Raw genomic sequence first — 26,967 nt, 5'->3', positions numbered from 1 at the left:
GGGGCCCCTCAGTCGGCGTATCCCACACCGGTGCCGCCGACGGCGACGGAGACGGCGTGTCCGACGCCGATCCCCGGCAGCCGGTCCACCGGCACCTCGAGGTGCACCCGCTCCCCCGTGCGGGCGGCCTCGACCTCGAGGGCGAGCACCGCGCCGTGGCGGGTCAGGGAGCGCACGCGGGCGGGCGCGGCATCCGTCTCCTGCGCCACGACGAGCTGATGGGGCCGGAGCATCACCCGCACGTGCACTCCCGAGCCGTGACGACGGCGCAGCGGCACGCTGCCGAACGCGGTCTCGACGACCTCGCCCGCACCCTCTCCCGCGAGGAAGCACGCCGGGCCGAGGAACGCGGCCACGTCGGCGGTCGCCGGATCGTCGAACACCTCGTCGGGCGATCCGGCCTGAGCGAGGCGCCCGCGATCGAGCACGCCGATCGCGTCTCCGAAGGTGAGCGCCTCGTCCTGATCGTGGGTGACCAGCACCGCGGTGATGCCGCCGGCTTCGAGCACGTCGACGACGGCCTGCCGGGCGCGTTCGCGGAGCCCCGTGTCGAGCGCGCTGAACGGTTCGTCCAGCAGGACCATGCGCGGGCGCACGGCGAGTGCGCGGGCGAGGGCGACGCGCTGCTGCTGGCCGCCCGACAGCTCGTGCGGGAAGCGACCGAGCAGCCCCGGTTCCAGGCCCACGAGCTCCGCCGTCTCGGCGATCCGCCGCGCTCGCCCCGGACCGCGGCGCAGTCCGAACCGGATGTTGCGCTCCACCGTCAGATGAGGGAAGAGCGCACCGTCCTGCGGCACGTAGCCGATGCCGCGGCGATGCGCGGGAGTCATCCGACCGGCCCCGGCGACCGCACTCCCGTCGACCGAGATCGTGCCGTCGGACACGTCGAGAAGGCCGGCGATCGCACGCAGCATCGTGCTCTTGCCGCTGCCCGACGCGCCCACGACGGCCAGACGCGACCCCGCCCGCAGGCTCAGCGAGACCGCGTCCAGTGCGCGGAACCGGCCGAGGTCGACCGACACGCGGTCGAGGTCGAGCGCGCTCATGCGGGTGCCACCCGGGAGCCGCGGCGGGCCTGGGCGAAGAGGATCGCGACGGCGGGGACGGATGCCGCGATGAGCAGCAGCGCGTAGGGCGCCGCCGACGAGTACGCCACCGAGCTGCTCGCCGACCAGAACTCGGTCGCGAGCGTGCGCGTGCCGTTGGGGGCGAGCAGCAGCGTCGCGGTGAGCTCGTTGGCGATGCCGAGGGCGACCAGCGCCGCGCCGGCGAACACCGACGGTGCGATGAGCGGGAGCGTCACGCGCGCCCGCGCGGCGAAGGGCGCAACTCCCAGGGTCCGCGCCGCATCCTCCAGGCCCGGCGGGGCCTGCGCGATACCGGAGCGGAGGGAGACGAGGGCACGGGGCATGAACATGATGACGTAGGCGACCAGCACCGTGACGGCGGTCTGGTACAGGGAGGGGACGAGGCGGATGGTCACCGTGACCAGCGCCAGCGCGATGATGATCGACGGCAGGCTGCTGGCGAGGTAGCCCGCCCCCTCGAGGATACGCGCGGCGCGACCGGCGTACCGCACGCTGATCCATGCGGTGGGCATCGCCAGCACTACCACGACGATCGCTCCGGCCAGCGCCAGCGCGAGGGTCGTGCCGATCGCCTGCGGCATCGCGCGCTGCCCCCACGGGTCGCCGAACGTGAGCCAGTAGCCGATCCGGGCCAGCGGCACGCCGACCGCGGCGGCGAGGTAGACCAGGATGCCGCAGACCACGGGGACGACCGTCCAGCCGAGGCGCGTGCGGGTCGGGGCGAGCGGGGCGCCGGAGCCAACCCGCGCGTAGCGGCGCGTGCCGCGCGTGCCGCCTTCGATGACGAGCAGGACCAGGCACAGCAGCGTCAGCACGATGCCGAGCGCGTTGGCGGCGGGGCCGGCGAATGTCGACTGGAACTGCACGATGATCGCCGTGGTGAACGTGTCGAACCGGATGAGGGCGAACGCCCCGTACTCGGCGAGGAGGTGCAGCCCCACCACGAGCCCGCCGCCCCAGATGGCCAGACGCAGCTGCGGCAGCACGACGCGGAGGAACACCGCCCACGGTGCGAGACCGAGCGACCGTGCGGCATCCTCGTGGGCCGGATCGAGCCCGCGGAGAGCCGCGAGCGCCGGGAGGTAGACCAGCGGCGCATAGGCCAGCACCGAGATGAGCAGGCCCCCGCCGAGTCCCCCGATCGAGGGGATGAAGTCGACCCAGGCGTAGCTGGAGACGAACGCGGGCACGGCGAGCGGTGCCGCCAGCAGCACGCCCCACACGCGCCGGCCGGGAAGGTCGCTGCGTTCGACGAGCCACGCCCCCGCGACGCCCACGACGACGCACGCGGGCACGCCGAGCAGGACGAGCAGGACGGTGTTGAGCAGCAGCTCGCCCACGCGCGGACGGAAGACGAGCGGAGCGAGCGTGTCCCAGCCGGTCTGGGCGACGACGGTGACGACGAATCCGACGGGGACGAGCAGCAGCGCCGCGATCAGGATCGCGGCGCTGAGCAGCACGAAGGAGGGCCGTGGCCGGTCGGCCACGACCCTCCGGGTCGTGCTCGTGGTCAGAGCAGGCCCGCCGCGGTCATCAGATCGGTGACCTCGGTGCTGTTGAGCTTGGACGGGTCGACCTTCGGAGCGTCGAGCGTGCTGAGCGGCGGCAGGGCGGCGTTTGCGTCGACGCCGCTGGACACCGTGTACTCGAAGCTCGTGCCGGTGCGCAGCACGTCCTGGCCGGCCTTGCCGGTGATGAACGCGAGGAACGCCTGCGCGGCCGCCTGGTTCTTGCTGGAGGCGAGCACGCCGCCGCCCGAGATGCTGACGAAGGCTCCCGGGTCCTGGTTCTTCACGAAGTGCAGCTGCGTGTTGGCGCTGCCCTCCTTGGTGCCCGCTTGGTCGATGAACCAGTAGTAGTGGTAGATCACGCCGAGCGGGATCTCACCGGCGTTGACGGCCTTCATGACCGTGCTGTTGCCCTTGTACGGCGCGTAGTTGTCCTTCATGCCGGTAAGCCACTGCACGGTCGCGTCCTTGCCCTCGAGCTCGAGCACGGCCGAGACGATGGCCTGGAAGTCGGCACCCGACGGCGAGGCCGCCCAGCGGCCCTTCCACTCGGGCTTGGCGAGGTCGAGGAGGGATGCTGGGAGCTGCGCCTCGGTGATGAGCGACGGGTTGTAGACCATCACGGTCGAGCGGGCGGCGATGCCGGTCCAGGCCCCGGTCGAAGGGCGGTACTCGGCGGGGACCTGGTCGATCGTGGACTGGTCGACCGGCGCGAAGAGGCCGGCGTTCTCGACGAGCGACATGGCCGGGGAGTTCTCGGTGAGCAGCACGTCGGCGGGCGAGGCGGCACCCTCCTGCACGATCTGGTTGGCGAGTTCGGAGTCGGAGCCGTTGCGCAGGGTGACCGTCACACCCGTCTCCTTCGTGAACGCGTCGGCCCACGCCTGCGTGAGCTCTTCGTGCTGCGCGTTGTACACGGTGATCGATGCGCCCGCGAGCGAGCTCGGGCTCGAGGAGCCGGACGGCTGGGCGGCGGAGCTGCTGCACCCGGCGAGGGCGAGGGCAGCCGTGGCGGCGACGGCGAGGAGCGGAAGGGCGCGACGTTTCATGGTGTCCTTTCGTTGGGTTGCGCTCAGCTTAGCCTCACCTAACTCGACGGTCGAATCCGCCTTGTCACGCGGCCGGCGGATTGTGCATGAACTCGATACGGATTCCGCTGTCGTCCTCGACGAACGAGGCGTAGTAGCGATCGTTGAACCTCGGATAGGGCTTCGGATCGCGCACGGCGGACCAGCCCGCCGACACCGCGATCTCGTGCAGACGGTCGACCTCCGCGCGGGACGCCAGCGCGAACGCGAGGTGCTGCCAGCCGACCGTCCCATGACGGTGCGCGCCGTTTTCCGCCTCGCGGGCGGGGAACAGGATGAGCTCGGGCTCCCCCTCGCGCCACCACGACACCGATCCGTCCGCGTCCTGCCGCGCGAAGCCGAGCGCCGTCATCACCGGATCGAACTGGGCGATCCCGCGGGCGAGGTCGATGACGGTGATCCCGAGGTGGTCGAAGACGAGCATCCCCCCAGTCTTCCAGCCGGTCGCAGCGCCGGCACCTCGCCGTAGGCTCGGTCCATGCCTCTCCACGATGTCGTCGTGATCGGCGCCGGGCTCGCGGGACTGCGCGCGGCCGGGCGCCTGGCGTCCGCAGGCCGCGACGTAGTGGTGGTCGAGGCATCCGACCGCGTCGGCGGACGACAGCGCACCGACACCGTGGACGGCTTCCTGCTCGATCGCGGATTCCAGGTGCTGAACCCGGCCTACCCGGCGGTGCGGCGGTGGATCGATGTCGACGCACTCCATCTGCGCTCGTTCCCCGTCGCGGTGCGGGTGCGGCGCGCGCGCACCGTGCAGGTGCTCGCGCACCCTCTGCGTCACCCCGACCTGCTGGCGGCGACGGTGCGGAGCCGGATGCTGCGGCCCCGCGACCTCGCCGCGCTCGCCCGCTGGGCGGGGCCGGCGATCGTCGCGCCGCGAGGGGTGATCGGCGGGCGGGACGCCACTCTGCGCGAAGGGTGGAACCGCGCCGACCTGCACGGACCGGTGCGCACCGAGGTGCTCGAGCCGTTCCTTGCCGGAGTGCTGGCCGACGATGCGGGTGAGACGTCCGACGCGTTCGTGCGCCTGCTCGTGCGCATGTTCGCCCTCGGAGCTCCTGGGCTTCCCGCCGGAGGGATCGAGGCACTCCCCCGGCAGCTGGCCGCGACGGCACGACGACTCGGTGCCGAGATCCGCACCGGCCATCGCGTGGCACGCCTCGCGGCGGGAAGGGGCGCGGTGGAGGTCGACATCGTCGGCGCCGACCCGATCACGGCCCGGACGGTGGTGGTGGCGGTCGGTCCGGATGCCGTCTCCGACCTCATCCCCGTGCCGCGACCGGCGACGCGGGGCCTTCAGACGTGGTGGTTCCGGACGGATGCCGGGGCTCCGGCATCCGCTCTCCTCAGCGTCGACGGACGCCGCCGCGGACCGATCGTGAACACCGTCGTGATGTCGCGCACCGCGCCGAGCTATGCGCCCGCGGGGCATCAGCTCGTGCAGGCGACGTGCCTGCTGCCGAGCGCGGCGACCGAGGCCGACGTGCGGCGTCAGCTCGGCGAGATCTGGGAGGCCGACGTGGCCGGGTGGGAGCTGCTGCGTCGGGACGACGTGCCCGACGCGCTGCCCGCGCAGACCGCCCCGCTGCGGGTCACGAGCCCTGCGCGGGTGCGCGAGCACGTGTACGTCGCCGGCGACCATCGCGACACCGCGTCGATCCAGGGCGCGCTCGTGTCGGGCCACCGCGTCGCCGGGGCCATCCTCGCCGGGGCGTGATGGCCGGGCGCCGAACGTGTCGAAGCGTCGCACCCCGACCGATAGCATCCGGAGCATGCCGATCACCCTCGAGAACGTCGGGATCGCCGTACGCGACCTCGACGCCACCATCGCCTTCTTCACCGACCTGGGCCTCACGCTCGTCGGCCGCGACACGGTCAGCGGCGAGTGGGCCGACACGGCCGTCGGACTCGACGGAAACCATGCGCGCATCGCGGTGCTCGCCACGCCCGACGGGCACGGTCAGCTCGAGCTGTTCGAGTACATCCACCCCGATGCGATCGAGACCGAGCCCACGCTGCCGAACGAGATCGGCATGCATCGCGTCGCGTTCTCAGTCGACGACATCGACGAGTCGTTGGCGATCGCGGCGCGACACGGATGCCTTCCCCTGCGCGGTGTCGCGAACTACCAGGACGTCTACAAGCTGACCTACCTCCGCGGACCGAGCGGCATCCTCGTCATGCTCGCGCAGGATCTGACGCGCAGCTCGTGAAGATCGCCCAGCTCCGACACTTCGTCGCCATCGTCGACGCGGGCAACCACGTCCCCCGCGCGGCGGACGCGACCGGCGCCGCTCTCGCGTCGCTGTACACGACGATCGACCGACTCGAGGAGGAGGCCGGGCATCCGCTGTTCACGCGCGCACGGTCGGGATGGACCCTGACCCCGGCGGGCGCGCTCCTCCTGGACGAGGCGCGTCGACGGATCGCGGAGGCGCCCGCGCCGCCGGCGCGACCGTCCGGGCCCTCGGGCGGCAAGGCCAAGGCGTCCAAGGGCAAGGGTCGCGCCCCGGTGGTCAAGGGCGAGCCGAAGCCGTTCAAGAAGCGTCAGGGGCGCTGACCCGGGGAACCGGGCGTCAGTCCCAGTCGAGGTACTCCTCGATGATGAACGCGGTCTCGATGGGGTGATCGAGCGGGAACAGATGACCGGCGGCGTCCAGGTTCTTCACGCTCGCGCGCTCGGGAGCGGTCGTCTGCAGACGCTCGCCGTTCGCGGGCGGGGTGACCTCATCCGCCGCGCCCTGGATGATCAGCACGGGGATCTGCGGGGCGAGCGCGATGTCCTCGTCCTCGACGCCGAGCAGCAGCAGCCCGTTCGAGCGGTCGGTGTGCGCGTTCGCGAACACGCGCGCCACGGTGCCGCCGACGCCGTGTCCCCCGATCCAGGCGTGCTCGAGCCCGATGTGGTCGAGCACCGCGACGACGTCGTCGACCCGATCGGCGACCGTCTCGGAGTCGGCGCGGGCGCCGATGCGCACGACATGGAAGCCGGCCTCCTCGACGAGGTAGTGCGAGATGACGCCGAGCCCGTCGGCGCCGATCTCGTTCTCGGGCAGCAGCACGAGGGCGACGGGGCCCTCGCCTTCCACCGCGAAGGGCACGGCACGGCCGTCGGGCTCGAAGATCTGGGTGTCGGTCATGGGGCGGAGTCCTCTCGTGATCGGAACCGGGTCAGTTGTTGAAGCGGAACTCCACGACATCCCCGTCGCGCATCACGTAGTCCTTGCCCTCCAGGCGCGCCTTGCCGCGCGAGCGGGCCTCGAGGATCGAGCCGGCGTCGATGAGGTCGTCGAACGAGATCACCTCGGCCTTGATGAAGCCCTTCTCGAAGTCGGTGTGGATGACGCCCGCCGCCTGCGGCGCCTTCGCGCCCCGCGGGATCGTCCAGGCGCGGGCCTCCTTCGGCCCGGCGGTGAGGTAGGTCTGCAGACCGAGGGTGTCGAACCCGATCCGCGCGAGCTGATCGAGACCCGACTCGTCCTGACCCGTCGAGGCGAGCAGCTCCGCCGCGTCGGCGGGGTCGAGGTCGATGAGCTCCGACTCGATCTTCGCGTCGAGGAAGACGGCGTGGGCCGGGGCGACGAGCGCTTCCAGCGACGCCTTGGCCGCGGCATCCGTCAGAACCGCCTCGTCGACATTGAAGACGTAGATGTACGGCTTCGCGGTGAGCAGGCCCAGCTCGCGGATCGCGGCGAGGTCGACACCTGCGGCCGACAGGAGCGTGCCGCGCTCCAGCGCATCCTTCGCCGCGACGGCGGCCTCGAGCACCGACGGATCGGTCTTCTTGCCCTTGACCTCCTTCTCGAGCCGCGGGATCGCCCGCTCCAGCGTCTGCAGGTCGGCGAGCATGAGCTCGGCGTTGATGGTCTCGAGGTCGTTCTTCGGGTTCACCCCGCCCTCGACGTGCACGACGTCGTCGTCGGTGAAGCCCCGCACCACCTGGGCGATCGCGTCGGCCTCGCGGATGTTCGCGAGGAACTGGTTGCCCAGGCCCTCCCCCTCAGACGCGCCGCGGACGATGCCCGCGATGTCGACGAACGACACCGTCGCAGGGAGGATCCGCTCGGAGGAGAACACCTCGGCGAGCTTCGCCAGACGCGCGTCGGGCAGGCTCACGACGCCGACGTTGGGCTCGATCGTCGCGAACGGGTAGTTCGCCGCGAGCACGTCGTTCTTGGTCAGCGCGTTGAACAGGGTGGACTTGCCGACGTTGGGCAGGCCGACGATGCCGATAGTGAGAGCCACGGGGGTCAAGTCTACGGGGGCGGGATGCGGCGACCCCGCGGCGGCCGCCGTGCCCGGGTGCGTGGAGCGGAGATCGGATCCGAGCCGGTCGGCCCCGCGCGGTCAGGGACGGCGATAGCGGAAGGATGCTGTCACGTACGGCAGTGCGTGACGTTCGCCGTCCTCTGGAGCGCGTGCGGCCAGGACCGACTCCACATCCGCGATGACGGCACGCTGTGCGGCGGGCTCGAGCAGCGCGAAGTAGCTGCGGGAGCGGACGTCCGCGAGGAGCTCGTCGGCCGTGACCATGCGCGTCCACGCAGCGAGGAACCGCTCCGGCTCGCCGAACGGGGGACTCACGACGGGGTCCTCGACCGCACCTCGGAAGTGATCGCCGTCGGCGCGCATCGCCGTGCCGAGCGCGCGGACCCACTCCTCGCGCTCGTCGCGGAGATTCCAGACCAGGCCGAGGCGACCACCCGGGCGCAGGACCCGCGCCGCCTCCGCGGAGGCGGCGACGGGCTCGACCCAATGCCACGCCTGGGCGAACACGACCACGTCGGCGGAGGCATCCGGCAGCGGCATCCGCTCCCCCGTCCCCTGCACCGCTCGCACGTCGGGCAGCGCCGCGACGAGCTCCCGGAGCATCCCGGCGGAAGGCTCGATCGCGATGATCGAGCGCCCTGCGCCCCGGAGCAGGCGGGTGAAGAGCCCTGTTCCGGCCCCGACGTCCACGACGTCCGGGCCGGCGCCGTCCAGCAGGACGTCGACCGCCGCCGCCGGATAGGACGGCCGCGCGGCGGCGTACACACCCGCGACCGGATCGAAGTCCGCGGCGTCTCCGGGGGTCACGGCACCACCGTGCGGAAGGCCTCGGTGCGGTACGGGAGGTCGGCGACCTCCACGCCGGACGCGTCGATCCGCGCGTGCGCGGTGAACAGCGCGTCCACCTCGGCGAGGATGCGGGCGCGCTGCGCCTCGGGCGCCGTGATGATGTAGCTGCGACTGGCGACCATGTCGCGCAGCGCCGAGCGCGTGATCGTGCGCGTCCACCGCCAGGTCCGGGTCTCCAGGACGCCGAACGGGGCCGCCACCCGCACGCCCTCGCCGGCGAGCATCTCCTCCGCGTGGCTGCCGTGCATGATGCGGGTGAGCTCCGCCACCCACGGCACCGCCTCGTCGCGGATGTTCCACACCAGACCGAGCACCCCGCCCGGACGCAGCACCCGCGCCGTCTCGGCCGAGGCGGCATCGACGTCGACCCAGTGCCACGCCTGTCCGAGGAGCACCGCGTCGACGGAGGCGTCCGGCAGCGGCAGCCGCTCAGCCGTTCCGACGAAGGTGGGCACGCCGAGCACGTGCGCCTGCAGCGCGGTGAGCATGTCGGCGTCCGGATCGATCGCCACCACCTCCGCTCCCGTCGCCGCGATGACGCGCGTCAGCTTCCCCGTTCCCGCCCCGACATCGGCGACGCGGGGCGGGGAGCCCGGTGTGGCCGACAGCATCCACTCCACCGCGGCCGACGGATAGTCGGGACGTCCGGACTCGTAGGCGCCGGCCGCGGCGCCGAAGGACGTGGACATCTGCGCGCGATCCGCCATGTGCACGAGCCTAGGCCGCCGCGTCCCGGCGTGCCTGGCGGGTGAACGACGCGGCTCGCGCGAGGGTGGGAGCGTGCCCCTGGATTTCACCGCGATCGACTTCGAGACCGCGAACTCCAGCAGCGCGTCGGCGTGTGCCGTGGGGCTCGCCCGGGTGCGCGGGGGAAAGGTCGTCGCGAACGCAGGATGGCTCATCCAGCCTCCGCCCGGACACGACCGGTTCTTCGAGCTGAACACCGGCATCCACGGCCTGCGCGCCGAGGACGTCGTCGACGCCAAGACCTGGAGCGGGCAGCTCGGCGACCTCGCGGCATTCGCCGGGGCCGACGTCCTCGTCGCGCACAATGCCGGATTCGACATGGCGGTGCTCAAGCGCGCCTGCGCGGCGACCGGGGACACGTGCCCGCCGTACCGCTACGCGTGCAGCCTGCAGGTGGCGCGCCGCGTCTACGAGCTCGACTCGTATCGGCTGCCGTCCGTCGCCGCCGAGGCGGGGTTCGCGGACTTCCCGCACCACGACCCGCTCGCCGACGCGCTCGCGTGCGCGCACATCATGATCGACGCCGCGCGCCGCGTCGGAGCATCCGACATCGAGGAGCTGGCGCTCGCCGCGGGCGCGCGCGTATCGCGGATCCGCGTCGACGAGCCCGACCCGGTCTTCTTCGAGACCCCGGTCCCTTCCGTCGCCGCTGCGTGAGCGCATCGCCTCCGCGTCCCCGCGATCGGTGATGTCGGAGGCATCCGTCACGATGAGGCCATGGACGCATTCCTGTACCCGGCCCTGATCCTGGGCTGCCTCGCCGCCGGCGTGCTCGCCGGCTGGTTCGCGGGCTCCGCGCGGGCGACGACGCGCGCGGCGAAAGAGGTCGCCGACACGCGCGCACGACTGGCGGCGGCGGATGCCGGCGGCCACGCGCTGCGCGCCGAGCTCGACCGTCAGGGGGCTCTGACGCGCGAGCTCGCGGCGCAGTCGCGCGCCGACCAGGCGGCCCGCGAGGAGCGGGAGCGCCGCGAGCAGGCCGTGCTGCGCGCGCTCGCGCCCGTGCAGGAATCGTTGCAGGCGATGCAGCAGAAGGTCGACGACCTCGAACGCGACCGTCACACGCAGTTCGGCGCGGTCGCCGAGCAGCTGCGGCACGCGCAATTGTCGGGCGAGGCGCTGCGCGCGACGACCGAGTCGCTGGCGAGCGCGCTGCGCTCGGGCAGCGCGCGGGGCGTGTGGGGCGAGACCCAGCTGCGACGCGTCGTCGAGGCGGCGGGGCTGACCCGCTACGTCGACTTCGAGCTGCAGGCATCGATCACGACCGACGCGGGGGCGGGGCGTCCCGACATGGTGGTGCGGCTGCCCGGAGGCAAGTCGCTCGCGGTCGATGCGAAGGCGCCGCTCGATGCGTACCTCGAGGCATCCGCGATCCCGCTGACCGCGCAGGGCGAGGAGGGCGCCCGGCGGCGCGGCCTGCTGGAGCGCCATGTGAAGGCCGTCCGCGCGCACGTGGACGCTCTGGCGAAGAAGACCTACTGGGCGGGTCTCGACTCGAGCCCCGAGTTCGTCGTCTGCTTCATCCCGAGCGAATCGCTCCTCGCGGCGGCTCTGGAGGAAGACCCCTCGTTGCTCGACTACGCGTTCACGAAGCGGGTCGCGCTCGCCTCACCGGTCAATCTGTGGGCCGTGCTGAAGACCGTCGCCTACACCTGGACCCAGCAGGATGTGGCGGCCGAGGCCCGCACCCTCTTCGACCTGGGCAACCAGCTCTACGAGCGGCTGGGCGGGCTCGCGGGGCATGCCGACGACCTGAGGCGGGCGATCGAGCGCACGATCGCCAGCTACAACAGGTTCGCCGGATCCCTCGAGTCGCGCGTGCTGGTCACTGCGCGCAAGTTCCCGGGCATCGATCAGACCAGACTCGACGCGGTCGCCGCTCCCGCGACGATCGAGGAGTCACCTCGTCACCTCGTGGCTCCCGAGCTGCTCGACGGGCTCGACCGTGACGATCGCCTCGGGCTCGACCGAGGGCACCCCGCGGCCGACGTGGGCGACCTGCGCGAGCGCCTCGCCCGCGAGTGAGCAACGCGCGCCGCACGGTCGATCGCGGCACGCACCCGGATGCCGGCTCGGTGAGCCGGCGGGATCAGATGCCGCCGGGGACGAAGCTGAGCAGCGCGATCACCGCGAGCGAGACGCCCACGAACGCGCCGACCATCCACCACGCGCTGATCTGATGACCTTCGTCGCGCCGGACGCGGAAGAGCACATCGGGACGACGAGCGGGGTCGACGGCGTCGGCGATCACAGCCTGTGCACCGGTCTGGGGCGCGGAGCCGCCCATCTGTGCAGCCATCATCCATCTCCCTCGCGTTCGAACGGATATCGTGGCGTCCCCGTTGACTCCGCGAACGATTATGCCCCACACCGCCCGGGAAGCGCAGGAGCGGCGTGGCGCAGCGGATCAGGCCTGCGAGTTCAGAGCCACTTCGAGGCGAGGTGCTCCGAGGAGATGCGGCGGAGGGTGCCCGAGGCGTTCCGCAGCACGACGCTCTCGGTGTAGATGTACTCCCCCTCGCGGCGCACGCCGGCGACGAGCTGACCGTCGGTCACGCCCGTGGCGACGAAGATCGTGTTCTTGCCGCGGACCAGATCATCGGCCTCGTAGACGGTCCCGTCGACCTTGAGTCCGGCATCCGCGCCCCTCTGCTTCTCGTCGTCGTCGCGCGGCCACAGGATGCCCTGGATGTGCCCGCCGAGCGCCTTGATCGCGCAGGCGGTGACGATGCCCTCGGGGCTGCCGCCCACGCCGACGCACATGTCGGTGCGCGCGTTGTGGCGGGCCGCGTTGATGCCGCCGGCGACGTCGCCGTCGGACATCAGACGGGTGCCCGCTCCGGCGGCGCGGATGTCGGCGATCAGCTGCTCGTGACGGGGACGATTCAGCACCGACACCACCATCTCCTCCACCGGCTTGCCGAGCGCCTTCGCCAGCAGGCGGATGTTCTCGCCGATCGGCAGACGGATGTCGACCACGCCCACACCGGCGGGGCCGGTCACGAGCTTGTCCATGTAGAACACCGTCGACGCGTCGAGCATGGTCCCCGCGTCGGACACCGCGATCACCGACAGCGCGTTCTGCCGGCCGGCGGCGGTGAGCGATGTGCCGTCGATCGGGTCGACGGCCACATCGGCCTGCGGACCCTTACCGTTGCCGACCTTCTCGCCGTTGAACAGCATCGGGGCGTTGTCCTTCTCGCCCTCGCCGATCACGATCGTGCCGTCGAAGTTGACGGTGTCGAAGAAGGCGCGCATGGCGTCGACGGCGGCGCCGTCGGCCGCCTCCTTGTCGCCCCGGCCGATGAAGGGCACGGCGCGGATCGCGGCCGCCTCGGTCGCGCGCACGAGCTCGAGCGCGAGGTTGCGGTCGGGATGAAGGGGGCTCATGTCGCCCGTGATGCTCACCATGACGCCCACCCTAGTCAGGACGGACCCCGAAAACCGGGCCGGCAGCCGCGTCCCGAATCGAAGGAACGCCGTTTCTTGCCGCGTCGGCAATCGCTCGCCGCACCGGGTGCGGGCGAGGCATCCAGCCCTCCGGTCCCCGCACCCGTTTCGCTAGAGTGACCGTGGACGTGTCCCACAGCCGCAAGGAGCCTCTTCATGCCCATCGCCACCCCCGAGCAGTACGCCGAGATGCTGGACCGCGCGAAGGCCGGCGGCTTCGCGTACCCGGCGATCAACGCCGCCAGCTCGCAGAGCATCAACGCCGTCCTCCAGGGGCTGACCGAGGCCGGCTCCGACGGCATCATCCAGGTCACGACGGGCGGCGCCGACTACTTCGCCGGCCACACCGTCAAGGGCCGCGCGACGGGAGCGCTCGCGTTCGCGAAGTTCGCGACCGAGGTCGCGAAGAACTATCCCATCACCGTCGCGCTGCACACCGACCACTGCCCCAAGCCGGCGCTCGAGGACTTCGTGCTCCCGCTGATCGCCGAGTCCGAGAAGGTCGTCGCCGACGGCGGCAACCCGATCTTCCAGTCGCACATGTGGGACGGCTCGGCCGTGCCGCTCGACGAGAACATCGAGGTCGCCCGACAGCTCCTCCCCCGCATGAAGGCCATCAACGCGATCCTCGAGGTCGAGATCGGCGTCGTCGGCGGCGAGGAGGACGGCGTCAAGCACGAGGGCACGAACGACGCGCTCTACACGACGACCGCCGACGTGGCGAAGTTCGTCGAGGCGATCGGCCTGGGCGAGCAGGGCCGCTGGATCGCCGCCCTCACCTTCGGCAACGTGCACGGGGTCTACAAGCCCGGCAACGTCAAGCTCAAGCCCGAACTGCTCGGCGAGATCCAGGAGGGCATCGCCGCGAAGTTCGGCTCGGCTGCCAAGCCGCTCGACCTCGTCTTCCACGGCGGCAGCGGCTCGACCGACGAGGAGATCGCCCTCGCGGTGGCCAACGGCGTCGTCAAGATGAACATCGACACCGACACCCAGTACGCGTTCACGCGCTCGGTCGCAGGCTTCATGTTCTCCAACTACGACGGCGTGCTGAAGGTCGACGGCGAGGTGGGCAGCAAGAAGGCCTACGACCCGCGCGCGTGGGGCAAGATCGCGGAGTCGGCGATGGCCGCCCGCGTCGTCGAGGCCACCCAGCAGCTCGGCTCGTACGGCAAGTCCCAGTCCTGATCACGGCGAGAGCCCGGCACCCGTGATCGGATGCCGGGCTCTCGCGTGAGCGGGCCGCGCAGCGCGGGGCTCAGCCCGCCATCCGCTGACCCGAGGGCGACAGCACCCACCAGATGCCGTTGACGCCCTGACCGTTGACATCGCCCGCGGCGGCGTCCTTCGCGAAGTGGTACAGCGGCCAGCCGTTGAGGGTGACCTGCGGCTTGCCGTCGACGCCCGTGATCGTTCCCACCGTGCCGGTGACGCCCTTCAGCTGCGGCGTCTCGCCGGCGGGCACCTCGAGCGCCGGCCAGGTGGTCGCGCACTGCCCCGAGCACGCGCTCGCCGTGGCGTTCTGCATGTCCTTATCGAACATGTAGAGCGTCATGCCCTTGCCGTCGACCAGGACGGTGCCCAGCGACGTGGTCGCCGTGGCCAGGGACACGGTGGATGCCGCGGCAGTCGTCTGCGACGGCGCGGGCGGGGATGCGGCCGCCGTGCCACCGGTGCTGCCGGCGCACCCGGCGGGGGTGACGGCCAGGACGGCGGCGGCCAGGGCGGCGGCGATGCGGGGGGCGGAGCGGACAGTGCGTGAGGACATGATGATTCCTTTCCCGGGACCGCAGGACGCGGTCATAGGGAGAACGAGAGGGGAATCCTGCCGGTTCACTTCGTCGGGAGATCAGCACGCATGAGGGTCGCGCCGGTGGTCACGGAGCGGATCTCGATACTGCGGATCTGAGTCACATCGAGCGCGGTGCCCGCACTCAGCGTCGCGGTCGTATCCGGCCGTGCGCGCCAGCTCGAGACTTCGCTGACCGTGCCATCGAGGGCGGTCACCACCAGCGCATACGGCCAGCCGCCCGCGGGCGCGGAGGCCCCGGCGGCGCCGTACCGGCAATCCAGATCGATGCGGGTGCCCCAGCCGACCGGGTCGAGCCCGGCGCTGGCCGTGAGCGGCACGCCCGCGAGGTTGTCGAAGGCCACCGTCTGCACCGCGTGGGTCGGGGCGAGGGCAAGCGGCACCGCGATCGCCGCCGCCACGACGAGAGCCGCGGCCAGCGCGACCGCGCTCCACAGCGTCGCGCGGCGTCGCCGACGACGGGTCCGCACGCGCGCCACGAACGCGTCGCGCAGGCCGTCCGCGACCGCGACGTCCGCCTCGTCGTCCGCGGCGGGTTCTGCCAGGAGTCCGAGCGCCCGCTCGGCGTCGACGCGGGACAGCAGCGCCGACACCGGCACGACCTCGGCGACGGCGGCGGCGCACAGCTCGCACTCGGTCAGGTGCTCCTCGAAGGCGCGGCGGTCGGCGGAGCTGAGCGCCCCCAGCACGTAGGCGGCATCCCAGTCGGCGAAGCGCGCGTGATCCGGGCTGGTCATCGCGTCACCCCCTTCTCCTGCAGTGCGAGCCGCAGCGCTCGCAGACCGTAGTGCAGCCGCGACTTCACGGTGCCCTCCGGGATGTCCAGTTCGGCGGCGATCTCCCGGATGCCGCGACCTCCGTAATACGCGTGGACGATCACGGCGTGATGGTCGAACCCCAGAGACGCCAGGGCATCCTCGACGAGTATGCCCTCGAACAGGGCGTCGGTGGCGTCGGCGGCGACGCGCTCGGGTGTCTCGGCGACCACCTGCTCGTGCCTGCGGCGGGCGCTGCGCGCCTCGTCGATGACGATGTTGCGGGCGACGGTGAACATCCACGATCGGGCGGACGCCGCCTCCTCCGCGAGGATCTTCGGCGTGCGCCACGCGCGCAGCAGCGTCTCCTGCACCACGTCGTCGGCCCCCGCGCGATCGCCCGTGAGGCTCACGACGTAGCGCCAGATCGGCGCGGCGTGCGCGTCGAACAGGGCGACCAGGCGCGCCTCGTCATCGGCAGGCATCCGTCACCTCCTCACCCCGTACACGACACCGACCCCCGGAAGGTTCATCGGGCGACGGATGCTGCGTCACACCCGGGTCAGCGCGCCCCGGTGATCGCCGACACGATGGCGGGGTCGGTCATCAGCGGAACCATGAGGCACACCGTGAGCACGACGAAGCTGACCGCCGCGCCGACGAGCGGGATCCACCACACGAGACCGCCCCGGCGTCCGCGCCGCAACACCCAGAGCGCCGTCAGCAGCCAGCCGAGCGCGAGCAGGATCGAGCCGATCGTCGCCCACAGCTGGCCGCCGGCGATGTTCGTGAACGTCGCGGTGATGCCCGCGAGGGTGAGCGACTCCTGCACGACGGCGGCGTAGTCGCGCAGTCGGAGGATCGTGAGCACGACGTTGACCAGGCCGTAGCCGAGCAGCACCCAGGCTGCGGTGACGTCGAAGCGCCGCCTGCCGGCGCGGACGGCTGGGTCGACGACGCGCTCGGGCGGCGTCCACGCGGGCGCGGCGGAGGGCGCGGAGGGCGCGGAGGGTTCGATGGACTGCCCGGTCTCGAGTGCATAGGTCGCGTCGGGCTGGCGGATGCGGGCGCGCTGCTCCTCCGCCGTCGCGTACTCGCCGTAGGCCGGACGCGGTCGCGTCTCCGGCTGGACGTCCGGCACGGGCGTCACCGCGTCGTCGCCGGGCGCGCACTCGTCGGTCACGGGCGACCCCGGCCGCCCAGGGCGCGGTCGTCGCGGTTGCCCGAGGCATCCTGGCGCAGCTCCTTCGGCAGGGAGAACAGCAGGTCCTCTTCCGCCGTCTTCACCTCTTCGACGTCGCGGTAGCCGGCACCGGCGAGCTCCTCCAGCACCTGCTGCACGAGCACCTCCGGCACCGAGGCGCCGCTGGTCACGCCGACCGTCTCGACGCCGTCCAGCCACGACTGCTCGACTTCGTCGGCGTAGTCGACGCGGTAGGCGGCCTTGGCCCCGTACTCCAGCGCGACCTCGACGAGGCGCACGCTGTTGGACGAGTTCGCCGAGCCGACGACGATCACGAGGTCGGCGCCCTTCGCGACCTTCTTGATCGCCACCTGACGATTCTGGGTGGCGTAGCAGATGTCGTCGGACGGCGGATCCTGCAGCTGCGGGAACCGCTCGCGGAGCCGACGCACCGTCTCCATCGTCTCGTCGACCGACAGGGTGGTCTGCGAGAGCCACACCACCTTGGAGGGGTCGCGCACCTCGACCGTGTCGGCGTGCGCGGGAGAGTTCACGATCGTGACGTGCTCGGGGGCCTCGCCCGCCGTGCCCTCGACCTCCTCGTGGCCCTCGTGGCCGATCAGGAGGATCTCGTAGTCGCTCTTCGCGAAGCGCACCGCCTCCCTGTGCACCTTGGTCACGAGCGGGCAGGTGGCGTCGATGGCGAGCAGATGGCGATCGGATGCCGCGCTGACGACGGCCGGCGACACGCCGTGCGCGCTGAACACCACGTGGGCGCCCTCGGGAACCTCGTCGACCTCTTCGACGAAGATCGCACCCAGGGCCTCGAGTTCCGTGACGACATGGATGTTGTGCACGATCTGCTTGCGCACGTACACGGGGGCGCCGAACCGCTCCAGCGCCTTCTCCACAGCCACGACCGCGCGGTCGACACCCGCGCAGTATCCGCGGGGAGCGGCCAGCAGCACCCGCTTGTGTCCGGGCACGGCGATATCCTGGAGGCGCTCGCGCCGCCGGGGAATGCGGGGAACGGGCATTCGTACGGCCGGTGTGCTCACCCCTCGATTCTACGGGGGAGCGGCCAGCAGCACCCGCTTGTGTCCGGGCACGGCGATATCCTGGAGGCGCTCGCGCCGCCGGGGAATGCGGGGAACGGGCATTCGTACGGCCGGTGTGCTCACCCCTCGATTCTACGGGGGCGCACCCGGACGCCGGCCGAGAGCCCGCGAGGCGGCCCCGGGCCCGCCGGGTGCCCGGCCGGAAGGAGAGGATCCCATGACGTCGTTCCAGCCGGAGACCGTCGCGGGTCAGGCACCGCCGCCCGACTCCGTGCACCCGCGCGAGTCCAGCCAGGCGGCGCCGACCTCCGTCTCCCGTCTGAACGACACGATCCGCGGCTTCATCGAGAAGTGGGGGTCTGTGTGGGTGGAGGGCGAGATCACCTCGTGGAACGTGCGCGGCGGCAACGTGTTCGGGCGCCTGAAAGACCTCGCGACGGATTCCACGATCTCGTTCCGGCTGTGGTCCAGCACGCGGCAGCGCATGAGCGACGACATGAAGGTCGGCGACCACGTGATCGCGTGCGTCAAAGCCGACTACTTCGCGCGCACCGGCGACTTCGCCTTCACGGTCTCGGCGATGCGCCACGTCGGGCTGGGCGATCAGCTCGAAAAGCTCGAGCGCCTGCGCACCCGGCTGCGCGGAGAGGGACTGTTCGACCCGGCCCGCAAGAAGCCGTTGCCGTTCCTCCCCGGCACGATCGGCCTGATCACCGGTGAGCGCTCCGACGCCGAGAAGGACGTGCATCGCAACGCCGAGCTGCGCTGGCCGCAGGTGCGCTTCCGCACCGCGTACGCGGCGGTGCAGGGCGACCGCTGCGTGCCCGAGACGATCGGGGCGCTGAAAGCGCTGGACGCCGATCCGCACGTCGACGTCATCATCATCGCGCGCGGCGGCGGCGACCCGCAGACCCTGCTCGGCTTCAGCGATGAGCGCCTTCTCCGGGCGGTGGCCGCGGCATCCACCCCCGTCGTCAGCGCCATCGGGCACGAGAACGACCACCCCCTCCTCGACGACGTCGCAGACCTCCGCGCCTCCACTCCGACCGACGCCGCCAAACGCGTGGTGCCGGATGTCGCCGAGCAGCGCGCGATCGTCGGCCAGCTGCGCTCGCGCCTCACGATGCGCCTCACCCAGCGCGTCGCCCACGACATCGCCCAGCTCGAGCAGCTGCGCTCCCGGCCCGCGCTGCGCGCCCCCGACACGATGCTCGAACAGCGCGCGCAGCAGCTGTGGATGCAGGTGTCGCGCGGGCGTGACGTCGTCGCGCGGCGACTCGAGTCCGACACTCGCCGTTCCGCCGAGCTGCGCGCGACGCTGCGTGCCCTGTCCCCCGCCTCCACGCTCGCCCGCGGTTACGCGATCGCACACCTCGCCGACGGGGTCATCGTGCGCGATGCGGGGCAGGCGCCGCCCGGGGCGCACCTCACCGTCACCGTCGGGCGCGGCTCGATCGCCGCGCGATCCGAGGGTGAGATCGCGGAGTCCGCAGAGGCGGCCGCGGGCGGCCCCGCGACGGCGAAGGAGCACGGATGAGCTCGGAGCAGACGCCTAAGATGGAACCCATGAGCGTGTCGACCGAGGGCGTTGCCGAGGTCTCGACCCTCTCGTTCGAGCAGGCGCGCGACGAGCTGGTGCGCGTGGTCGCCGAGCTCGAGCAGGGCGCGCCGACCCTCGAGCAGTCGCTGGCCCTGTGGGAGCGCGGCGAGGCCCTCGCCGCGCGCTGCGAGGAGTGGCTGCGGGGCGCGAAGCGCCGCCTCGACGCCGCGCGCGAGAGCGCCGGCGACACGGAGGCATGATGGCCCATCCTCCCCGCGTGGTCGCCGAGCTCGGTCGGCCCGAGACCCCCGACGAGACCGCCGCCCGCAAGGCGGAGTCCTCCCGCGTCTATCGTTCCAGCCAGACCGCCCGCAACCTCGTCGCGGCGCTGCTGATCACCCTCGCCGTCGTCGCGGTCATCATCTTCGCCGTGCCCCGCGGCGCTCCGGCTCCCGCCGATCCCATCGACGTGGCCGCCCGCGCCGCCGGGCTCGAGTCCAGTCGGGGCCGGGTCGTGATCGCCCCGACCGTGCCGGCCGAGTGGCGGGTGAACGTCGCGGGCATCCAAGGCGGAGACGTCGAGTCGTGGGACATCAGCTACGTGCCCGCCGAGGATCTCGGCTTCCTGCGCATCTCGCAGGGCTTCGGCGCGGATGCCGGATGGCCCGGGCGCGTGCTGACGGGCGCGAGCCTCGACGGCACGGTGACGATCGACGGCGTCGAGTGGACCCGCTACCGCATCACCGATCCCGCCAAGGCGGGCAACATCACCGCCGCACTGAGCGTGCAGGCGGGAACCGACATCGTGCTCGTCTACGGGGCGACCGACGACACCACCCTCACCCGTGCCGCATCCGGCACCGCCGCTGAGATCCGACGACTCCAGGAGCAGGTCCGATGAGCGTTCCCCCGACCCCCGGCGCGGTATGGTCCGAGATGCTCCGCGGCAACGCCCGCTTCGTCGCGGGAGCGCCGCAGCACCCTCGCCAGGACGTCGAGCGGCGCAACGAGCTCGCCGGCGGGCAGCGACCCGACGCCGCGCTCTTCGGCTGCTCCGACTCGCGGCTGGCCGCCGAGATCATCTTCGACAAGGGCCTGGGCGACCTGTTCGTGGTGCGCAACGCGGGCCAGGTCAGCTCGGACTCCGTCATCGGCAGCCTCGAGTACGCCGTGGCAGTGCTCGGCGTCCCGCTCATCGTGGTGCTGGCGCACGACTCGTGCGGCGCGGTCGGCGCCGCGATCGAGAGCACCGGTCCCGACGCGCCGAACCTGCCCCCGCACATCTGGCGCCAGATCGCCCCCATCGTCCCGGCCGTGCGCCGCGTCATCCGCTCGTCCGACAGCGCCGCGACCGACGGGGTCGACGTGATCGAGGTCGGACGCGAGCACCTGCGCAACACCGTGACCGAGATCCTGCACTCCTCCGAGCTGATCAGCGAGGCCGTCGCCGAGGGGCGGCTCGCGATCGTGGGGGCCAACTACCGCCTCGGCGAAGGCACCGCCATCCCCGAGATCATCATGGGCGACGTGACCGACACGGCCGCCTGACACCATTCGACACCAGGAGGAACGACGACGTGACCGACATCGAGTACCGCATCGAGCACGACACCATGGGTGAGGTGCGCGTTCCGAAAGACGCGCTCTACGCCGCGCAGACGCAGCGCGCCGTCGAGAACTTCCCCATCTCGGGCGATCCGCTGGAGGCCGCGCAGATCGTCGCGCTGGCACGCATCAAGAAGGCCGCGGCACTCGCGAACAAGGAGCTCGGCACGCTCGACGCCGCCATCGCCGACGCCATCGCCCGCGCGGCCGACCGCATCATCGCGGGCGAGTTCGCCGACCAGTTCCCGATCGACGTGTACCAGACCGGGTCCGGCACCTCGACGAACATGAACATGAACGAGGTGCTCGCCACGCTCGCCACGCGCGATCTCGGCGCGACGGTGCACCCGAACGACCACGTCAACGCGTCGCAGTCCTCCAACGACGTCTTCCCCACCTCCGTGCACATCGCCGTCACGCAGGAGCTGATCGACGACCTCATCCCCGCCCTCGACCACCTCGCCGTCGCGCTCGAGGCCAAGGCCGGCGAGTGGGCCTCGGTCGTGAAGTCCGGCCGCACCCACCTGATGGACGCGACCCCGGTCACCCTCGGGCAGGAGTTCGGCGGCTACGCCCGCCAGCTGCGCCTGGGCATCGAGCGCGTTCAGGCGGTCCTCCCCCGCGTCGCCGAGGTGCCGTTGGGCGGCACCGCCGTCGGCACCGGCATCAACACCCCTCCCGGCTTCCCGCAGAAGGTGCTCGCGCTGATCGTCGCCGACACCGAGCTGCCCATCACCGAGGCCAAGGACCACTTCGAGGCCCAGGCCAACCGCGACGGTCTGGTCGAGGCATCCGGCGCCCTGCGCACCATCGCCGTCTCGCTCACCAAGATCAACAACGACATCCGCTGGATGGGCTCCGGCCCGAACACGGGCCTGGGAGAGCTCCACATCCCCGACCTGCAGCCGGGCTCGTCGATCATGCCGGGCAAGGTCAATCCGGTGGTGCCCGAGGCCACCCTCATGGTGTGCGCGCGCGTCATCGGCAACGACGCGACCATCGCCTGGGCCGGGGCATCCGGATCCTTCGAGCTGAACGTGGCGATCCCGGTGATGGGCACCGCCCTGCTCGAGTCGATCAGCTTGCTCGCCAACGCCACGCGCCTGCTGGCCGACAAGACGATCTCGGGGCTGCAGGCCAACACCGAGCGCACGTCGGCGCTGGCCGGCATGTCCCCGTCGATCGTGACGCCGCTCAACAAGCTGATCGGCTACGAGGCGGCCGCCAAGATCGCGAAGCACTCGGTCGCGAAGGGCATCACGGTCCGCGAGGCCGTGCTCGACCTCGGCTACGTCGACCGTGGCGAGCTCACGCTCGCGCAGCTCGACGAGAAGCTCGACCTGCTCTCGATGACGCACCCCGGGTGACGCACCCCCGCGACCTGCCCGCGGAGGCGCTCAACGACGCGCTGCGGTCGTCCGCAGACGACGGCATGCGCGAAACCGGGGAGATCGCGCGATAATCGACACTGTGAGTCGCACGACCCGACCCGTTTCGGCGCGCGTCCGCATCCTGGGGGCCATACTCGCCGTTGCGTGTGTGGGCTTGGCGATCGTGGGCAGCGTCACCTTCGTGGTGCAACGGGAGCGCGTGCTCGTCGAGATCGACGACCGGCTCAAGACGCAGGTCGACAGTCTGCGCACCGTCGCCGACACAGGCCAGCCGCCGAAGGATGCCGCAGCCAACGGCACGAAGACCGCGACCGAGCAGCTCGACCCCGCCGCGTACACCTCGGTCGACGAATACCTCAACGCGGTGGTCGCGCGACTGGTGCCGGGGCACAACGAGGCATCGCTGGCCATCATCGACGGCCACGCCCGCTACCGCCCGCAGACGCTGTCGGGCTTCGACATCTCCGGCGACAAGGACTTCATCGACCGCATCGTCGCCGAGACGGCCGGTTCCGCCGACCCCGTGTCGGGCACCGCGACCACGCCGCAGGGGTCGCTGCGCTACATCGCGATCCCGGTGAGCATGGCCGGCGATCCGCAGAAGGGCGTGTACGTGCGCGCCGTCGACCTCGGCGCCGAGCTCGGACCGGTGACGACGTCGATCATCACGTACGCGATCGCGGCCGGCATCGTGCTGCTGTCGATCCTCGTCGTGGGCTGGTTCGTCGCCGGGCGACTGCTCTCCCCGCTGCAGAAGCTGCGCGACACCGCCGACGCGATCACGATCGACGACCTCGGCGCGCGCCTGCCCGCTGCCGGCAACGACGACATCTCCGACCTGACCCGCACGGTCAACTCGATGCTCGACCGTCTGGAGGGGTCCGTCGACGTGCAGCGGCAGCTGCTGGACGACGTGCGCCACGAGCTGAAGACGCCCATCACGATCGTGCGCGGGCATCTGGAGATGATGGATGCCTCCGACACCGCCGACGTCGAGAGCGCACGCGAGATCGGCATGGCCGAGCTCGACCGCATGACCCGCCTGGTCGAGGACATCGACCTGCTCGCCGCGGCCGAGGGCGACCAGTTCTCGATGACCGACATCGACGTCGACGCGCTCACCGATCGCGTGGGCGAGCTGGTCGCGGTGATCCCCGGTCACGACTGGGTGGTCACCACGCGCGGACACGGCGTGATCGTGGGCGATGCCGACCGGCTCATCCAGGCCTGGCTGCAGCTCGCCGACAACGCCGCGAAGTACACCTCCGAGGGATCGCCGATCGAGATCGGCAGCGCGGCGGACGACGCCGAGGCGCGGCTGTGGGTCAGCGACCACGGACCCGGCATCCCCCCTGCCGAGCGGCGCCGCATCTTCCGCCGGTTCGACCGCGCGCAGGTGAAGCGGTCGGTCGGCGGCTCGGGACTGGGCCTGGCGATCGTCGAGGCGATCACCAAGGCGCACGGCGGCCACTGCTCCGTCGGCGACGCCCCCGGAGGCGGCGCCGTGTTCACCATCCATGTGCCTCTGGGCACCGCGCCGGCCGTGCTGCCCGCGCCGGTGCGCGCCGGCGATGTGGTCTTGCAGAGGGAGGCGGCGGGATGACGCTGATTCTGATCGCCGAAGACGAGTCGCGCATCTCCTCGTTCGTGCGGCGCGGACTCGAGTCGGCCGGCTATCAGGCCGTGGTCGTCGAAGACGGCGAGGAGGCTCTCGAGCGTGCGCTGCTCGATGACATCGACCTCGTGTTGCTGGACGTGGGACTGCCTTCACTCGACGGCTTCGAGGTGCTCCGCCGCCTGCGCGGGCAGGGCTCGGCGGTGCCGGTCATCATGCTGACCGCGCGGTCGAGCACCCGTGACACGGTGGACGGATTGGATGCCGGGGCCAACGACTACGTCGCCAAGCCCTTCAAGTTCGAGGAGCTGCTGGCGCGCGTGCGCTCGCGGCTGCGCGAGACCGTGTCGACCTCCGGCATCGCGATCACCCGCGGCGACGTCACCCTCGACGTGCTGGCGCGGCGCGCCACCGTGGACGGACGCGACATCGACCTGTCGGCGCGCGAATTCGCCCTCGCCGAGCAGTTCCTGCGCAACCCGGGCCAGGTGCTCAGCCGCGAGCAGCTGCTGAGCCGGGTGTGGGGCATGGACTTCGACCCGGGTTCCAACGTCGTGGACGTGTACGTGCGCTACCTCCGCGGCAAGTTCGGCGCTCAGCACATCACCACCGTGCGCGGCGCGGGCTACCGCTGGGACTGACGCCGAGGCATCCGCCGCCGTTCCCGCGTCCGCGCACGAAGAAGCCCCCGGCGCTGGGGGACGCCGGGGGCTGGGAAGGGCCGGAGCGGGGGAACTCCGGGCCGGGTCAATCGTGCCGGTCGGGGGAACCGGTCGATCGATCTTTCTTCGATCCGTCGCGCGACGATGTGTCGCCGTCGGATGGGGAACCCGCTTTCGCGGGGGTCTGTGCGGCACGCTTCTCTTTGAGGCGTGCGATCCAGGCGTCGGTCTCCTGGGCGGACCAGCCGTGAGCCTTCGCCCACCCTGCGGCCTGGTCCCACTTCCCGCTCGCGCAGGCTTCGTCGGCGATCGCCTGCTGCTCCGAGGCGGACGCGACAGGGGCGGCCGGCTGCGGGGCGGGAGCAGGGGCCGGGGCCGCCTGCACGGGCGCGGGCTGGGCGATCGGCTCGACGACGGTCTGCGGCTCCGGGGCCGGCACGACCTGCGCGGCGTCGGGTGTCGCCGCGGCGGTCGGTGCTGGAACGGATGCCGGAGCGGCGGACGAGGAGGGCACCACGACGCCGTCGACACCGACGGGCGACCCCGCCGTATCGGCGAGAGCGGCGCCGTTGCTCAGAGCCACTCCGCAGACGACGGCCACGCTCAGCGCGACAGCGGCGACGCCACCGGTCGCGAGCTTGGCTCGACCCTCCACGACTGACCCTTTCCGTCCGTTCCCCCGTGCGGTTTCCATGCTCGCAGAGGCGCGTGAGAGAAGAGCGAGGACTGCATGAGACTCCTCTCATGCACACGAATGCACAGCGTCCGTGCAGGTTCGTGAGCAGAACGCTCAGAAGCGGTCGAACGGAGGCCTCGGCGCACGCGGACGGGGCCGGGATGCCGTATCCCGACCCCGTCCGTCAGAACCTCACTCAGGCCAGCTCGCCGGCCTCCAGCAGCTCGGTCACCAGCGCGGCGATGGCCGAGCGCTCCGAGCGCATCAGCGTGACGTGGCCGAACAGATCATGCCCCTTGAGCGTCTCGATGACCGACGCGACGCCGTCGTGACGACCGACGCGCAGGTTGTCGCGCTGGCCGACGTCGTGCGTGAGCACCACGCGCGAGTTCTGCCCGATGCGACTGAGCACCGTCAGCAGCACGTTGCGCTCGAGGGACTGCGCTTCGTCGACGATCACGAACGCGTCGTGCAGCGACCGGCCGCGGATGTGCGTGAGCGGCAGCACCTCGAGCAGTCCCCGCTCGACGACCTCCTCGAGCACGTTGCCCGAGACCACCGATCCGAGAGTGTCGAAGACGGCCTGGCCCCACGGGCCCATCTTCTCGGCCTGGTCGCCGGGCAGGTAGCCGAGCTCCTGGCCGCCGACGGCGAACAGCGGGCGGAAGACGATGATCTTCTTCTGCTGCTGCCGCTCGAGCACGGCCTCCAGGGCCGCGCACAGCGCGAGCGCCGACTTGCCGGTGCCGGCACGTCCGCCCAGGGAGACGATGCCCACCTCGGGGTCGAGGAGCAGGTCGATCGCGATGCGCTGCTCGGCCGAGCGGCCGTGCAGTCCGAACACCTCGCGGTCGCCGCGCACCAGGCGGTACGCGCCGTCGCCGGTCACACGTCCGAGGGCGGAGCCGCGCTCGGAATGGATGACCAGGCCGGTGTTGACCGGGAGCCCCCGCACGTCGTCGCTCATCGCGACGTCGCTCTCGTACAGGTCGCTCATGTCGTCGCCGGAGACGTCGAGCTGCGCGATGCCGGTCCAGCCGGAGTCGACGGCCTGCTCGGCGAGGTACTCCTCGGCGGTGACGCCGAGGGACGCGGCCTTGACGCGCATCGGCAGGTCCTTCGAGACGACCGTCACCTCCTGTCCGTCCGAGGCGAGGTGCATCGCGACCGCGAGGATGCGGCTGTCGTTGTCGCCGAGACGCATGCCCGACGGCAGCACGGTCGGGTCGGTGTTGTTGAGTTCGACGCGCAGCGTGCCGCCCGTGCCCACCGGCACCGGGAAGTCGAGGCGGCCGTGCTCGACGCGGAGCTCGTCGAGGTGGCGCAGGGCCTGTCGGGCGAAGTAGCCGATCTCGGGGTCGTGGCGCTTGCCCTCCAGCTCGGTGATCACCACCACGGGGATCACGACGGAGTGTTCGGCGAAGCGGAAAAACGCCCTCGGATCGCTCAGCAGGACGGAGGTGTCCAGCACGTACGTGCGGAGGTCCGTGTCGCTGTCATCCAGGATGCTGGTGCTGCGCTGCTGCTGTGGTGCTCGTGTGGTCACAACCCACTCCCGACCCGGGGATCTCTCCCGGCAGTCACGAGTCGACCAAGGGGTCACGAGTCGTTTCCGAACGGTCGACCCGACGGGCGCCTTGCCCGATGGAAGAAAGGTACGTCCGGGCTGCGATGAG

The 26,967-nt window shown here is 71.5% G+C and carries 30 protein-coding genes; 13 read left to right on the top strand and 17 right to left on the bottom strand.

Annotation, left to right across the window (positions count from 1 at the left end):
* Positions 1–8 precede the first annotated feature (8 nt).
* The 4 genes from ACSJDX_RS09955 to ACSJDX_RS09940 all read right to left on the bottom strand — a co-directional run bounded on the left by ACSJDX_RS09955 (position 9) and on the right by ACSJDX_RS09940 (position 4,108).
* Positions 9–1,046 (bottom strand): ABC transporter ATP-binding protein, encoded by a 1,038-nt coding sequence (locus ACSJDX_RS09955; protein ID WP_438352526.1) that lies wholly within the window; start codon positions 1,044–1,046, stop codon positions 9–11.
* Entirely contained in the window at positions 1,043–2,575 is a 1,533-nt protein-coding gene (locus ACSJDX_RS09950) for an ABC transporter permease (protein ID WP_438352525.1), read from the bottom strand. Before ACSJDX_RS09950 ends, ACSJDX_RS09955 begins: the two co-directional genes overlap by 4 nt.
* 23 nt (positions 2,576–2,598) lie before the next feature.
* The gene (locus ACSJDX_RS09945) at positions 2,599–3,645 is read right to left on the bottom strand and encodes an iron ABC transporter substrate-binding protein (RefSeq protein ID WP_438352524.1); all 1,047 of its coding nucleotides are present in this window, start codon (positions 3,643–3,645) and stop codon (positions 2,599–2,601) included.
* A gap of 64 nt (positions 3,646–3,709) precedes the next feature.
* On the bottom strand, positions 3,710–4,108 hold the full coding sequence (locus ACSJDX_RS09940) for a VOC family protein (RefSeq protein ID WP_438352523.1): 399 nt from the start codon (positions 4,106–4,108) through the stop codon (positions 3,710–3,712).
* 54 nt (positions 4,109–4,162) lie between these two features.
* On the opposite strand from ACSJDX_RS09940, the gene ACSJDX_RS09935 reads away from it, so the two are divergent.
* The 3 genes from ACSJDX_RS09935 to ACSJDX_RS09925 are packed head-to-tail and all read left to right on the top strand — an operon-like array spanning position 4,163 to position 6,244.
* Positions 4,163–5,401 carry an NAD(P)/FAD-dependent oxidoreductase gene (locus ACSJDX_RS09935; RefSeq protein ID WP_438352522.1) on the top strand — a complete coding sequence of 413 codons (1,239 nt, stop codon included), beginning with the start codon at positions 4,163–4,165 and terminating at the stop codon, positions 5,399–5,401.
* Positions 5,402–5,456: 55 nt separating this feature from the next.
* Positions 5,457–5,897, top strand: coding sequence for a VOC family protein (locus tag ACSJDX_RS09930; protein ID WP_438352521.1), 441 nt, complete (start codon positions 5,457–5,459; stop codon positions 5,895–5,897).
* Positions 5,894–6,244: a LysR family transcriptional regulator gene (locus tag ACSJDX_RS09925; RefSeq protein ID WP_438352520.1), complete on the top strand. Its 351-nt coding sequence runs from the start codon at positions 5,894–5,896 to the stop codon at positions 6,242–6,244. Before ACSJDX_RS09930 ends, ACSJDX_RS09925 begins: the two co-directional genes overlap by 4 nt.
* Positions 6,245–6,260: 16 nt before the next feature.
* On the opposite strand, the gene ACSJDX_RS09920 is transcribed toward ACSJDX_RS09925, so the two are convergent.
* The 4 genes from ACSJDX_RS09920 to ACSJDX_RS09905 form a co-directional block, all read right to left on the bottom strand.
* On the bottom strand, positions 6,261–6,824 hold the full coding sequence (locus ACSJDX_RS09920; protein WP_438352519.1) for an alpha/beta fold hydrolase: 564 nt from the start codon (positions 6,822–6,824) through the stop codon (positions 6,261–6,263).
* A gap of 31 nt (positions 6,825–6,855) precedes the next feature.
* The gene (gene ychF, locus ACSJDX_RS09915) at positions 6,856–7,929 is read right to left on the bottom strand and encodes a redox-regulated ATPase YchF (protein ID WP_438352518.1); all 1,074 of its coding nucleotides are present in this window, start codon (positions 7,927–7,929) and stop codon (positions 6,856–6,858) included.
* 102 nt (positions 7,930–8,031) lie between these two features.
* A complete protein-coding gene (locus ACSJDX_RS09910) occupies positions 8,032–8,760 on the bottom strand; it encodes a class I SAM-dependent methyltransferase (protein ID WP_438352517.1) in 729 nt (242 codons plus the stop codon).
* The gene (locus tag ACSJDX_RS09905) at positions 8,757–9,509 is read right to left on the bottom strand and encodes a class I SAM-dependent methyltransferase (protein WP_438352516.1); all 753 of its coding nucleotides are present in this window, start codon (positions 9,507–9,509) and stop codon (positions 8,757–8,759) included. Before ACSJDX_RS09905 ends, ACSJDX_RS09910 begins: the two co-directional genes overlap by 4 nt.
* Positions 9,510–9,582: 73 nt before the next feature.
* Between ACSJDX_RS09905 and ACSJDX_RS09900 the strand changes: the two genes are divergently transcribed.
* Positions 9,583–10,206: an exonuclease domain-containing protein gene (locus ACSJDX_RS09900; RefSeq protein WP_438352515.1), complete on the top strand. Its 624-nt coding sequence runs from the start codon at positions 9,583–9,585 to the stop codon at positions 10,204–10,206.
* A gap of 60 nt (positions 10,207–10,266) precedes the next feature.
* Positions 10,267–11,574 carry a DNA recombination protein RmuC gene (locus ACSJDX_RS09895; RefSeq protein ID WP_438352514.1) on the top strand — a complete coding sequence of 436 codons (1,308 nt, stop codon included), beginning with the start codon at positions 10,267–10,269 and terminating at the stop codon, positions 11,572–11,574.
* A gap of 64 nt (positions 11,575–11,638) precedes the next feature.
* Here the strand turns inward: ACSJDX_RS09895 and ACSJDX_RS09890 are convergent, their stop codons facing one another.
* Both ACSJDX_RS09890 and glpX read right to left on the bottom strand, forming a co-directional pair.
* Positions 11,639–11,851, bottom strand: coding sequence for a UDP-N-acetylmuramyl pentapeptide phosphotransferase (locus ACSJDX_RS09890; protein ID WP_438352513.1), 213 nt, complete (start codon positions 11,849–11,851; stop codon positions 11,639–11,641).
* 119 nt (positions 11,852–11,970) lie between these two features.
* A complete protein-coding gene (glpX, locus tag ACSJDX_RS09885) occupies positions 11,971–12,960 on the bottom strand; it encodes a class II fructose-bisphosphatase (RefSeq protein ID WP_438352512.1) in 990 nt (329 codons plus the stop codon).
* Positions 12,961–13,155: 195 nt separating this feature from the next.
* Here glpX and fbaA point away from each other — a divergent pair, with 195 nt between their 5' ends.
* Positions 13,156–14,184 carry a class II fructose-bisphosphate aldolase gene (gene fbaA, locus ACSJDX_RS09880; RefSeq protein WP_438352511.1) on the top strand — a complete coding sequence of 343 codons (1,029 nt, stop codon included), beginning with the start codon at positions 13,156–13,158 and terminating at the stop codon, positions 14,182–14,184.
* A gap of 70 nt (positions 14,185–14,254) precedes the next feature.
* Here fbaA and ACSJDX_RS09875 read toward each other — a convergent pair whose 3' ends face one another.
* The 5 genes from ACSJDX_RS09875 to ACSJDX_RS09855 all read right to left on the bottom strand — a co-directional run bounded on the left by ACSJDX_RS09875 (position 14,255) and on the right by ACSJDX_RS09855 (position 17,781).
* The gene (locus ACSJDX_RS09875) at positions 14,255–14,764 is read right to left on the bottom strand and encodes a COG4315 family predicted lipoprotein (protein ID WP_438352510.1); all 510 of its coding nucleotides are present in this window, start codon (positions 14,762–14,764) and stop codon (positions 14,255–14,257) included.
* Positions 14,765–14,829: 65 nt separating this feature from the next.
* A complete protein-coding gene (locus tag ACSJDX_RS09870; protein ID WP_438352509.1) occupies positions 14,830–15,543 on the bottom strand; it encodes a zf-HC2 domain-containing protein in 714 nt (237 codons plus the stop codon).
* Positions 15,540–16,046, bottom strand: coding sequence for a sigma-70 family RNA polymerase sigma factor (locus ACSJDX_RS09865; protein ID WP_438352508.1), 507 nt, complete (start codon positions 16,044–16,046; stop codon positions 15,540–15,542). Before ACSJDX_RS09865 ends, ACSJDX_RS09870 begins: the two co-directional genes overlap by 4 nt.
* A gap of 77 nt (positions 16,047–16,123) precedes the next feature.
* Positions 16,124–16,744 (bottom strand): DUF6264 family protein, encoded by a 621-nt coding sequence (locus ACSJDX_RS09860; RefSeq protein WP_438352507.1) that lies wholly within the window; start codon positions 16,742–16,744, stop codon positions 16,124–16,126.
* Positions 16,741–17,781 (bottom strand): 4-hydroxy-3-methylbut-2-enyl diphosphate reductase, encoded by a 1,041-nt coding sequence (locus ACSJDX_RS09855; protein ID WP_438354968.1) that lies wholly within the window; start codon positions 17,779–17,781, stop codon positions 16,741–16,743. Before ACSJDX_RS09855 ends, ACSJDX_RS09860 begins: the two co-directional genes overlap by 4 nt.
* 238 nt (positions 17,782–18,019) lie before the next feature.
* Between ACSJDX_RS09855 and xseA the strand changes: the two genes are divergently transcribed.
* The 7 genes from xseA (at position 18,020) to ACSJDX_RS09820 (ending at position 24,594) form a co-directional block, all read left to right on the top strand.
* A complete protein-coding gene (gene xseA, locus ACSJDX_RS09850) occupies positions 18,020–19,339 on the top strand; it encodes an exodeoxyribonuclease VII large subunit (protein WP_438352506.1) in 1,320 nt (439 codons plus the stop codon).
* A gap of 29 nt (positions 19,340–19,368) precedes the next feature.
* Positions 19,369–19,602 (top strand): exodeoxyribonuclease VII small subunit, encoded by a 234-nt coding sequence (locus tag ACSJDX_RS09845; protein ID WP_438352505.1) that lies wholly within the window; start codon positions 19,369–19,371, stop codon positions 19,600–19,602.
* 17 nt (positions 19,603–19,619) lie between these two features.
* On the top strand, positions 19,620–20,243 hold the full coding sequence (locus ACSJDX_RS09840) for a DUF4245 family protein (protein ID WP_438352504.1): 624 nt from the start codon (positions 19,620–19,622) through the stop codon (positions 20,241–20,243).
* On the top strand, positions 20,240–20,890 hold the full coding sequence (locus ACSJDX_RS09835; protein ID WP_438352503.1) for a carbonic anhydrase: 651 nt from the start codon (positions 20,240–20,242) through the stop codon (positions 20,888–20,890). Before ACSJDX_RS09840 ends, ACSJDX_RS09835 begins: the two co-directional genes overlap by 4 nt.
* 29 nt (positions 20,891–20,919) lie before the next feature.
* Positions 20,920–22,314 (top strand): class II fumarate hydratase, encoded by a 1,395-nt coding sequence (locus ACSJDX_RS09830; protein WP_438352502.1) that lies wholly within the window; start codon positions 20,920–20,922, stop codon positions 22,312–22,314.
* A gap of 187 nt (positions 22,315–22,501) precedes the next feature.
* Positions 22,502–23,941 (top strand): ATP-binding protein, encoded by a 1,440-nt coding sequence (locus ACSJDX_RS09825; protein ID WP_438352501.1) that lies wholly within the window; start codon positions 22,502–22,504, stop codon positions 23,939–23,941.
* Positions 23,938–24,594: a response regulator transcription factor gene (locus tag ACSJDX_RS09820; RefSeq protein WP_438352500.1), complete on the top strand. Its 657-nt coding sequence runs from the start codon at positions 23,938–23,940 to the stop codon at positions 24,592–24,594. Before ACSJDX_RS09825 ends, ACSJDX_RS09820 begins: the two co-directional genes overlap by 4 nt.
* 106 nt (positions 24,595–24,700) lie before the next feature.
* On the opposite strand, the gene ACSJDX_RS09815 is transcribed toward ACSJDX_RS09820, so the two are convergent.
* Both ACSJDX_RS09815 and ACSJDX_RS09810 read right to left on the bottom strand, forming a co-directional pair.
* Positions 24,701–25,270 (bottom strand): hypothetical protein, encoded by a 570-nt coding sequence (locus ACSJDX_RS09815; RefSeq protein WP_438352499.1) that lies wholly within the window; start codon positions 25,268–25,270, stop codon positions 24,701–24,703.
* A 217-nt stretch (positions 25,271–25,487) separates the two neighbouring features.
* The gene (locus ACSJDX_RS09810) at positions 25,488–26,837 is read right to left on the bottom strand and encodes a PhoH family protein (protein WP_438352498.1); all 1,350 of its coding nucleotides are present in this window, start codon (positions 26,835–26,837) and stop codon (positions 25,488–25,490) included.
* Between the last annotated feature and the right edge of the window lie 130 nt (positions 26,838–26,967).

The organism is Microbacterium fluminis (genome assembly GCF_051549805.1).
GTDB lineage: Bacteria > Actinomycetota > Actinomycetes > Actinomycetales > Microbacteriaceae > Microbacterium.
The sequence above is the reverse complement of the archived record's forward strand: the minus strand, read 5'-3'. Positions and strand labels throughout refer to the sequence as shown.